The 9,362-nt window shown below is 62.8% G+C and carries 9 protein-coding genes and 2 pseudogenes; 3 read left to right on the forward strand and 8 right to left on the reverse strand.

The window, feature by feature from the left end; translation table 11 throughout:
• Positions 1-170: 170 nt before the first annotated feature.
• Positions 171-2,491: pseudogene (locus JCM19049_RS05005) on the reverse strand (glycosyltransferase family 2 protein).
• Positions 2,492-2,753: 262 nt separating this feature from the next.
• On the opposite strand from JCM19049_RS05005, the gene JCM19049_RS05010 reads away from it, so the two are divergent.
• Positions 2,754-4,382 carry a carbohydrate-binding protein gene (locus JCM19049_RS05010; RefSeq protein WP_279402494.1) on the forward strand — a complete coding sequence of 543 codons (1,629 nt, stop codon included), beginning with the start codon at positions 2,754-2,756 and terminating at the stop codon, positions 4,380-4,382.
• A gap of 43 nt (positions 4,383-4,425) precedes the next feature.
• Here JCM19049_RS05010 and JCM19049_RS05015 read toward each other — a convergent pair whose 3' ends face one another.
• The 6 genes and pseudogenes from JCM19049_RS05015 to JCM19049_RS05035 all read right to left on the reverse strand — a co-directional run bounded on the left by JCM19049_RS05015 (position 4,426) and on the right by JCM19049_RS05035 (position 7,418).
• Complete coding sequence (locus JCM19049_RS05015; protein WP_138178393.1) at positions 4,426-4,809, reverse strand: hypothetical protein; 384 nt, start codon at positions 4,807-4,809, stop codon at positions 4,426-4,428.
• A 141-nt stretch (positions 4,810-4,950) separates the two neighbouring features.
• Complete coding sequence (locus tag JCM19049_RS05020) at positions 4,951-5,247, reverse strand: EAL domain-containing protein (protein WP_279402495.1); 297 nt, start codon at positions 5,245-5,247, stop codon at positions 4,951-4,953.
• On the reverse strand, positions 5,163-5,480 hold the full coding sequence (locus JCM19049_RS05025) for an EAL domain-containing protein (RefSeq protein WP_374700233.1): 318 nt from the start codon (positions 5,478-5,480) through the stop codon (positions 5,163-5,165). The genes JCM19049_RS05020 and JCM19049_RS05025 overlap by 85 nt, the downstream gene beginning before the upstream one ends.
• On the reverse strand, positions 5,405-5,797 hold the full coding sequence (locus tag JCM19049_RS23165; RefSeq protein WP_374700234.1) for an EAL domain-containing protein: 393 nt from the start codon (positions 5,795-5,797) through the stop codon (positions 5,405-5,407). Before JCM19049_RS23165 ends, JCM19049_RS05025 begins: the two co-directional genes overlap by 76 nt.
• A pseudogene (locus JCM19049_RS05030) lies at positions 5,746-6,429 on the reverse strand (diguanylate cyclase domain-containing protein); the annotation flags it as partial. The gene JCM19049_RS23165 and the pseudogene JCM19049_RS05030, both read right to left, overlap by 52 nt.
• An 11-nt stretch (positions 6,430-6,440) precedes the next feature.
• Entirely contained in the window at positions 6,441-7,418 is a 978-nt protein-coding gene (locus JCM19049_RS05035) for a hypothetical protein (protein WP_279402496.1), read from the reverse strand.
• Between the two features lie 140 nt (positions 7,419-7,558).
• On the opposite strand from JCM19049_RS05035, the gene JCM19049_RS18715 reads away from it, so the two are divergent.
• The gene (locus JCM19049_RS18715) at positions 7,559-7,720 is read left to right on the forward strand and encodes a hypothetical protein (RefSeq protein WP_171021268.1); all 162 of its coding nucleotides are present in this window, start codon (positions 7,559-7,561) and stop codon (positions 7,718-7,720) included.
• Between the two features lie 357 nt (positions 7,721-8,077).
• On the opposite strand, the gene JCM19049_RS05040 is transcribed toward JCM19049_RS18715, so the two are convergent.
• Positions 8,078-8,539, reverse strand: a complete 462-nt coding sequence (locus JCM19049_RS05040; RefSeq protein WP_054821021.1) for a hypothetical protein — start codon at positions 8,537-8,539, stop codon at positions 8,078-8,080.
• Between the two features lie 117 nt (positions 8,540-8,656).
• Here JCM19049_RS05040 and JCM19049_RS05045 point away from each other — a divergent pair.
• On the forward strand, positions 8,657-9,362 hold a 706-nt coding region (locus JCM19049_RS05045; protein ID WP_279402497.1), incomplete at its 3' end, for a dihydroxy-acid dehydratase.

Here is a 9,362-nt window from a genome sequence, read left to right on the forward strand (position 1 = left end):
TGTTGCCGGCCTTGAAGACCGCCGCCCGGCAAGCATAGGCTCGCCGAGGCAGAGACCCGCACCTCCGGCCAGCTGCCGGAGCGCGGGTCCTCCCATCAGTGGCCTAGTGGCGCTGCGCTAAGTGAGTTTCTTCAGCAGGTTTAGGGCAGATAGGCGGCTCATAGGCCCACTTAGCGAATGCCTATGCGTTTGCGGCGGTCTTCCGAGCCCCGCAGGTCCCGGTTCAGGCGGCGGTCGCCTGATACAGGATGGTGGCCCAGTCCGTGGTCTCCGGTGTTGCCTGGGGGTGAACCGGCGCGGGCTGCGCCTTGGGCTTGGGTGCGACAAAAAGCCAGGAAATGAGTCCCAGGCCCATGTCCGCCACCGAGTTCTTGATTCCGACATAGGCGCGGATGGCGTAGGCGGCCAGGGTGGCGTTGATCGCCGCGAACACCACGTTGCCCCAGTTCTGGTGCTGCAGATCCCGCCACAGGGTGAACAGTGAGAAGATCACGATCAGGTAGGGGACCAGCACGTGCAGGGCCGGTGCCGCGGTACGGTCACGGACCTTCGGGGTGCGGGCGAATGGGATCTTTTCACCGGTGAATGCCTGCTGGATGGATTTCAGGACCCCGGCGAGGTTCACCGGCAACAGCACCAGGTTGAAGCCATAGATGCGGAAAATATCGCCGAAGCGGTGACCGCAGTCGCGCAGGTCGCTGCCCATGCACAAGAAGTAGGGGATCGCGGCGGCGAAGATCAGGGGGCTGAGCAGGCGGCTGTCATACGGGTAGGCCAGGAGGAAGACCAGGCCGAAGCTGGCCCACGCGATGGAGGACATGTAGTTCACCCGCAACAGCACCTCCCGCAATCCCATGGGACGCCGTTCACGGCGTCGCTCCCGGGCTTGGGTCCAGAGCTTGGGCATGATCAGCAATCCGCCGTTGGCCCAGCGGCGGCGCTGCACCACCAGGGAACCAAAGTCAGGGGGAGTGGCGCTGTAGCTCAGGCGTTCCGGGTAGTTTGACAAGCCCCACCCGTGGGTTCCCAGGTCGATGCTGGACTCGGTGTCCTCGATGACGGTGCGGTCCTGGATGTACGTATAGATCTCATAGCCGCCCACGGTGTTGACCTGGGCAATATCCTGCAGGGCGCGCTTGCGGATGACCGCGTTGGCTCCCACCCAGAAGGTGGCGTTGTACCGGGTCATGCCCTGATGCAGGATGTGCTGGATATCGGTGGTCGCCCCGGCGATGCGTTCGATCCGGGTCGGGGCACCGCGGAAGGAAGAGTACGGAGTCTGGGTGACGGCGATGCGCGAGTTCTCCTCGGATTCCAGGAAATACACCAGGCGCAGGCAGTAATCACGCAGCAGCAGGGAATCGGCATCCAACGTCAGCAGGTAGGTGCTGTCCGGGACGTGCAGCAGGTTATCGGAAGAGTGCTCCGTTGCCTCGGCTTGCGGTGTCGCCTGCTCCACCAGCACCAGCGCGTCCCCACGCTGTTCTTTACGCCAGGTCTTGCCCATGAGGCTGATGTACGAGTTCAGGTTCATGGCCTTGTTGGCTCCTGGGAGAGGCTGGCGTAACGCTTGCGCTCGAAGTTGTCCATCTGTGCGGAGAAGATCCGCACCAGGCGCAAGTGCAGCTCTTCCATGCGTTCAAGGTCCGGCGCCGAGTGTTGTGCCGCGGCGGCTCCAGGGCGAGCAAGGTCAAGCGCAGTTCGCGGGACAGGCCCATGAGCACCGAATCAACGAAGAACTCCTCGACATGGTCGGTGACGGCCTCATTGGCGGCCATGGAGTCCAGCCACTCGGCGGACCAACGGTAGGTGGCAATCAGCGCCGGCAACAGTGCTTCGGGGCTGACGTCCTGGGCGCGGGCGGAACGAAACGCCTGCAATTCCCTGCGGGTGTGGGCGGCCGGCTCGGCCAACGCGGTGGCGATTTGCCCGCTCAGCGCCCGCGTGGCGTCCAGGCGTTCTCGTACCGCGGGATCGGTGGGGTGCGGATTGTCGTCAATCAGCAGCACAACCCGCAGCTGCGGGAATTCCTGCAGGGCCGCGGACCAGAGCGTGGCACGTACGACCGCCGGTTCCTCGGCATAGCTGGTACCAGGACCGTAATCCCCTCGGTGTGTTCCCGAAAGTGCCGGTCCAGCTCTCCGCGCGGAACCCGCTGGTGGGTGGCGAACCGGTTCAGGGCTCCCTGGCGTGCCGTGAGGTACATCAGGGCAGAGAAGGTCAGGAACGTCACCACAATCAGATACAGCACCGCTTCGAACTGGAACCGGAAGCCGGCCCCGGGATTGTTCGCCAGCTGGCGCAGGATGGTGGTGATGACATAGGCAACCCAGGACAGCACGGTCACCACAATGGCCACGCGTCCCCATGCCAGCTTCGCCTTGGAAGGGGTCGGATGGACGATGGACAAGGGCTCGGAGCGTTTCTCCGACCCCCATTGCCGTCGCCGGCTTTCGGTCGCTTGACCGGTGGTGTGCTTGCCTGCGCCCATGCAGGTTTCCTCCCAGAAGATGCGGTATGACCGGACGCTGCCGCGCCGCCGGGTGGGCGGAAAAATCTGCGGGAAAAGCCGGTCCTAGAAGCGGGATGCCCCGGGGCACCCAACTAGCATAATTCTAAACTACAGCCTTAAGATGTCCTTAAGGCCGTGTACTGTCAGTGGTCGTCCAGGAAGCTGGTCTGGCCAGTGGTGCCGCGGTTTTGCGCCTCATCTTCATCTCTCTTCACCTCCTGTGATTCCTAAAGGGGAACCCATGGCAATTCAGTTCCAGGGCCGCCGGCTTTCCGTGTTTCGCCTGCTGATCGTGCTGCTCGTGATTGCCGGGCTCGTGGCCGGTTCCCTGGCGCTGTGGTTCCGGGCCAAGGACCGTGCCGCGGCGGCGGGCAGCGACCAGTGGTTCGGAGCGTACGTGGACTCCACGTCCACCCCGTTCTATGACATTGGGGGAGCCGTGGCTCAGGGGGAACGCGTCGTGCTGGGATTCATCGTCGCCGATCCGGATGAAGCGTGCGCCCCTTCCTGGGGCGGCTTCTACTCTATGGACGAGGCCGCGGACACTTTTGACCTGGACCGCAAGGTGGCGCGGGTGAAGGACTCCGGCGGAAAAGTGGTGATTTCCACCGGCGGTTTGCTCAACGACGAACTGGCCAGCGCATGTCAGGACGAGGGGAAGATTACTTCCGCCTACAAGTCGCTGTTGGAACGCTACGAATCCACCACCCTGGATTTGGACATCGAAGCCGATGACCTGACCAATGTTGCGGGCGGGAAGCGACGGGCAGCGGCGGTGGCGCAGCTGCAGCAGCAAACCCAGGTCGAGGTGTGGTTGACCCTTCCCGCCGCCACGTTCGGCCTTGCCCCCGAGGGCCTGGCCGAGGTGAACCGGATGCTGGACGCCGGCGTCGATCTTGCTGGCGTCAATCTGATGACCATGAACTTCGGGCAGACCCGCCAGGAGGGGGACTCCATGGCGCAGGCCTCGATCCAGGCGGCTGAAAGTGCGCGCGGCCAGCTGTCTACCGCCTACCGTGAGCATGGCCAGCAGCTGGGGGAGCAGAGCCTGTGGCGCAAAATCGGTGTTACCCCGATGATTGGCCAGAATGACCTGCTCGGGGAGGTCTTCGACCTGCAGGATGCCAAGGACCTGAACGATTTCGTCAAGGAAAAAGGCCTCGGGCGTGTCTCCTTCTGGTCCGCCAACCGCGACTACTCCTGTGGGGACAACTTCCCGGATCCGAGCCGGGTATCAAACAACTGCAGCGGCGTGACGCAGGAGGACCGGCAGTTCACCAAGCTCCTCTCTGACGGGTTGGGACACGGGGTGGACTCGGCACCGGCCCCGGAGGCTGCACCAAGCCCGGAACCGGCCCCGGTGGAAACCGCGATCGTCGATGATCCGGCCACCAGCCCGTACCCGATTTGGAATGAGAGCGCCGCGTACGTTGAGGGCGATCGCACCGTGTGGCGCAAGAACGTGTACGAGGCCAAGTGGTGGACGCAGGGCACGGCGCCGGACGTCCCCGCAGCCGAGGGGCAGCCTTCGCCATGGCAATTGGTCGGTCCGGTTCTGCCGGGTGACAAGCCGGCGCCGGTGGTCACTGCCCCCAAGGGCCTCTATCCAGAGTGGGCTGCCGACGCGGTCTACACCAAGGGTGACCGCGTGCTGTTCGAAGGGCGCGTCATGCAGGCCAAGTGGTGGAATTCGGCCCAATCGCCGCAGGCTGCGCTGGAAGGCGCCGCGGAGTCGCCATGGGACGTGCTGGACAACGCGACGGTGCAGAAACTCATCCAGGAGCAAGGCACCAAGGAACAGGAGTCCAAGAAGCAGGAAAAGGGTCAGGAATCCGCGACGCCGTCGGCCAGCGCTTCTGCCTCGAAGTAGGGCAGCTTACCGGCGGTTGTGTTCCGCCTCCAGCGCTTGGCCCTCAGTACCCAAGATGGGCGAGCGCCTCGTCCATGGTGGTGACGTACTTGCCAATCGGCGAATCGCGTAAATCGGAGAGCATAAATCCCGAGAGCACCTGATCCACATGGTTTTGCCCCAGCAACGCCACACGGCTCGTGGGACGGGATTTGGCCACCTCGGTGGAAACATCGGGACACACGTCGGACAGTCCACCGATCACCGCGATCACCTTGATCTCATCGGCCGTGTGCAGCTTGCGGAGCTCTGCGGAGATTTCCGCCAGCATGGGAACCGTGAGGACCGAGCCCTCCTTGAAGGTCAGGACGTGATATCCCCGTTCCTCCCAGTTTAAATCCCAGTGTTCATGGCTGGATTCAGGTAGGACTGCAGTCTCAGTGATCATCGTTCCCCCGACATTCTGATCAGTAATCCCTCCGGTCACCTCGATGCGAGTGGGGTGAGCGGAGGGCAACAAAAGCTGTTCTCAACGCGAGTCTACCTAAAGATAACGTAAATGCTAGCTTGCGAAGCTAGGGATTTAGGATTAAATCGACGGGTACGGTCCCGGACGGCCAAACAGGAATCCCTGAAGGCAGTGGGCTCCCAGGGTGCGCAGCACGGCGGCTTCGGCCTCGGTTTCCACGCCCTCCACGATGCACTCCAAGCCACACGCCACCGCCAGGTCCAACACGGCCTGCATGACGGCCCGCTGCTTGGGGTTGCTGTCCACTCCGATGGTGATGGAACGGTCGACTTTCACGCCGGCCACCGGCAATTTGCTGAGATAGCCGAAGGACGAATAGCCCGCACCGAAGTCATCAATGAAGACCCGAACCCCCAACTCTCGAAGGCCCGCAGTGAATACAGCTCCGGGCGATCCCCGGAGATGTAGCGTTCCTCGGTCACCTCGATGACCAGGCACTCGGGCGGGATTTCGTGTTCACGCAACTTCTGGGTGACCTTGTCCGAGAAGGCAAGATCCGTCAGCTCCGAAGGGGTCACGTTAACTTGGACGCGGAAGTCCTCGGAGACCCGTTGCCCTCGCCGCCACTGTCCCAGGTCGGCCAGGCACAATCCAGCAGCCGGGTGGTGAGCTGGCTGAGCAAGCCTGATTCGGCCGCCAGCGGCAGGAAGTCCGCCGGGGAGAGCTCGCCCAATTCCGGGTGTTCCCACCGAGCCAGGGCTTCGACCCCGACTTCGGCGCGTCCACCACCGAGATCACCGTTTGGTAGGCCGGATGGATTTGCCCGCTGGCCAGGGCCGTGCGCAGCTCCGTGCTCAGCAAGGCCTTGCGATGCCGTTCGTAGAGCATGAAGTCCTCGAACTGCTGGACCTTTTCCTTCGGATCCCGTTTGGCGACGTACATGGCTGTATCGGCGCACTCCAGCCATTGTTCTGCGGTGAGTGATTCGTGGCCTACGCAGAACCCGATGCTGCCGCCCGGAGTGATGTTTGCCGGGCCGACTTCCACCGGTTCACGCAGTACCTGAAGCAGGCGCTGACCCATCGTCTTGGCTGCTGAGGCATCCACGCGGGCCAGGATGGCGAATTCATCTCCACCCAACCGTGTCGCCAAATCTCCCGGACGCACGCTCTGACGCAGCCGGGTTGCCACTTCCTGCAGCACCCGGTCTCCGGCGTTGTGTCCGTGGATGTCGTTGATGGGCTTGAAGTCATCCAGGTCAATCAGGAACAACGTGCTGACCGGTTCGGCGCGATGTGCCGCATCCAGCTGTGAGGCGAGTTCGCGCATCAGGGCGGCCCGGTTGGCCAGGGACGTGAGCGGATCGGTGTAGGCCAGCACCTCCATTTTGTCCCTCGCGGACTCCAGCAGGTGGGTTCGCTGGCGCACCCGCTGCTCGAGCTCCTCATAGGTGCCCGAGAGGCGATTGGCCATGGCCTTGATCCCCACCATGATCGCGTCGATGTCATCACGCTGTTGGCTAGGCCGCAGAGAGACAGCGAAGTCTCCACCGGCAATTTTCAGGATCGAGTCAACGATGTCCTGGATCCGCGGATCCATTTCGGCGTGCGTCACGAACCGTCCTTTCCTGCCTGCTGCGCCTGGTCGCGTTTGTGCTGCGCTGCCTTCGGCTCCCCGGCCTGCTCCAGCAGCTGCGCCCACCAGGAGAAAAGGGGAACCAAATGCTCAGGTGCACCACTATAACGGGAGGTGAAATCCTCCAGAATGGCCATGGCGCGAGCAGGGTCGCCCTGGACCGCGGCGGCGCGAGAACGTGTCAGACACAGGCCGGCGTGGTCCAGGTCGCCGGCCTCGATGAGTCCAAAGGCCAGCTCGGCCCGCTGCAGGCAATCCTGGACTTGTTCGTTTAGGATCCCGGCCTGAAGTCGTAGTTCGGCGGTGGCCCGGTTGAAGCGCGCCCAGAGGACCATGTCCTGGGCCGGGACCAATAGTTCCGCGGCGCGCTGGTGGTAGTGCACTCCCAAATCCGGTTCGCAGACCATGAAGGCCAGGTTGCCCAGCGTCCAATACGCCTTGCCCTGCTCCTGTCCGTCGGCAACAAGATGCAGCGAGCCTGCCAGGTGCTGGTGCAGTTGCCACGCTTCATCTGGGTGCCCGGCTTCTACCAGTGCGGCCAACAGCACCTGGTAGAGCTGGACCCGTACCGGAGACTGATCGTCCAGTTCACGCACCAGGCATTGGGCCTGGCGGGCAAGGGACAGTGCGTTGGCGTCATCACCGACACAGCGCCGTGCGGTTGATTGGGCCAGCAGCGCCTTGATGGTCAGGTCGGTGCGGTTCAGCTGCCCGGCGGTTTGTTTCATCTGATCCGCTACCCGGCACATCAGTTCGTAGTCATCCACGGCATGGGCGGCCGAACACAGGGCCTCCTGCACCAGCCAATAGGTTGACGCTTCGGTCTTCGGATCCAATTGGGCCAGTACCTGGGGGCCTTGGAGGGTGACCTTCTCATGTTCGCCATCGCGTGCGGCACGCAGTACCTCGGCGACCTTTAGTTGGGCGGCTGAGCCGTGACGAAAATGATCCACTGCATCAGTATCGCATCAGATGGGTTTAATTGTGCAGATTCCTTGTTCTCATTCTCAGGCTTCACTAGGCTTTACCTTGGCTCGTTGCGCTTCGGCAGGAGCCGCGGCACGAGCCGCGCATTTCGAGAAGGGTACTGCCCGTGAAGAACGTCAAGAAACTCATCGCACTGGCCGCCGCGGCCATGGCCCTGGTGGTCGGTGTCAGCGTCAGTTCCGCCTCCCAGGGGGATACCACCGCCGGTGGTCTGTGGCCGTACAGCCACGGGATCAGCACCCCGGCAGGCGGCCTCTGGCCCTACTAATAACGACGACGGTAGATACTGCGGAATACGCCATATTCCGATGGATCGCCGCCCAACTGTCGACCGGCCGCTGAGTTCCAACCCCGAAACTTGGCGGCCGGTGCCGGTTTGGAGCCAAGCACCATCGCACGCCGAACGGGTCAGCAGGTGTTGCATAAGGTTTGCCGGGGGTTGTTCCGGGAGAGAAAGCAAAAAAGTGGGCTGCGACCCGAGGTTGTGGATGAGCGGATACGCAAAACTCCCTGCCCCTCGGGATCACCGTTGAGCAGGGAGCTTTTGCAGGAAAGTCGGGGAGCCGATGGCAGGTGTTGATTCACCGCCGACGACTTTTCTTTGGCTGAGCGATGAGCCGGCGGGTTACACGAAGTTCTCGGTGCCCTCGATGGTGTTCATGAAATGGTGCATGAACTCGGCGAAGTCCGCTGCGTCCGATTCCTGATCCAACTCCACGCTCTGCACCACGGCATCATCCAGATGCAGGTCCACGTTCGGGTGTGCATCCACGTTGAAGCGGAACACCCGGCCGGTGGAGGTGGCGATCTCATAGCCTCCGTCATTGACCAGCGCGAGCTGGTTGACGTTCGTGTTGTTGATGGTGATCGCGTCCTCGGCGGCCCTCAGGTCTGCCGGATCGATGGGGGCGAGCACCAATTCTGCCGGTTGGCGCCGATACCCGATGACCTTCAATCCGCCGCTGCCGGCCAGTCCCACCGCCGCGACCAGGTTGTAGCTAGCGAAGTTGGGGATCTGTGCATCAAACGCCTCATGCAGCAGGCGCTTGACGGTGTCGGTCGGATTCTCGTCTGGGCGTGTGTCCATGACTCACACTCTACTAAGAATGCTGAACAAAATGATCAATGAGCGCTTTTGGCGAAATGTGTCATTGTCGCGTCACGGGTTGTCCAATTGGTCATATTGACTTCTAGAATCTTTCTCATGAGCCAGGAAACGACCCCAGATATCAAACCACGCTCCCGCGCGGTGACCGATGGTATCCATGCCGCTCCCGCCCGGGGCATGCTCCGCGCCGTGGGCATGGGTGATGAGGACTTTGCCAAGCCCCAGATCGGTATCGCCAGCTCGTGGAACGAAATTACCCCGTGCAACCTTTCGCTGAACCGTTTGGCCCAGGGTGCCAAGGAAGGCGTCCACGCCGGTGGCGGCTTCCCGATGCAGTTCGGCACCATCTCCGTCTCGGACGGCATCTCCATGGGACACGAGGGAATGCACTTCTCACTGGTCTCGCGTGAAGTGATTGCCGACTCGGTGGAAACCGTGATGATGGCCGAGCGCCTGGACGGCTCGGTCCTGCTGGCCGGTTGTGACAAGTCCCTGCCCGGCATGCTGATGGCCGCGGCCCGCCTGAACCTGGCTTCCGTCTTCCTTTACGCCGGCTCCATCATGCCCGGCTGGGTGAAGCTGGAAGACGGTACGGAGAAGGACGTTACCCTGATTGACGCGTTCGAGGCCGTTGGCGCCTGCGCGGCAGGGAAGATGAGCGAAAAGGACCTGGACGCCATCGAACGGGCCATCTGCCCGGGCGAAGGCGCGTGCGGCGGCATGTACACGGCCAACACCATGGCCTCCATCGGTGAGGCCCTGGGCATGTCCCTGCCCGGTTCCGCCGCCCCGCCGTCGGCGG

It is taken from the genome of Arthrobacter sp. JCM 19049, assembly GCF_001310435.1.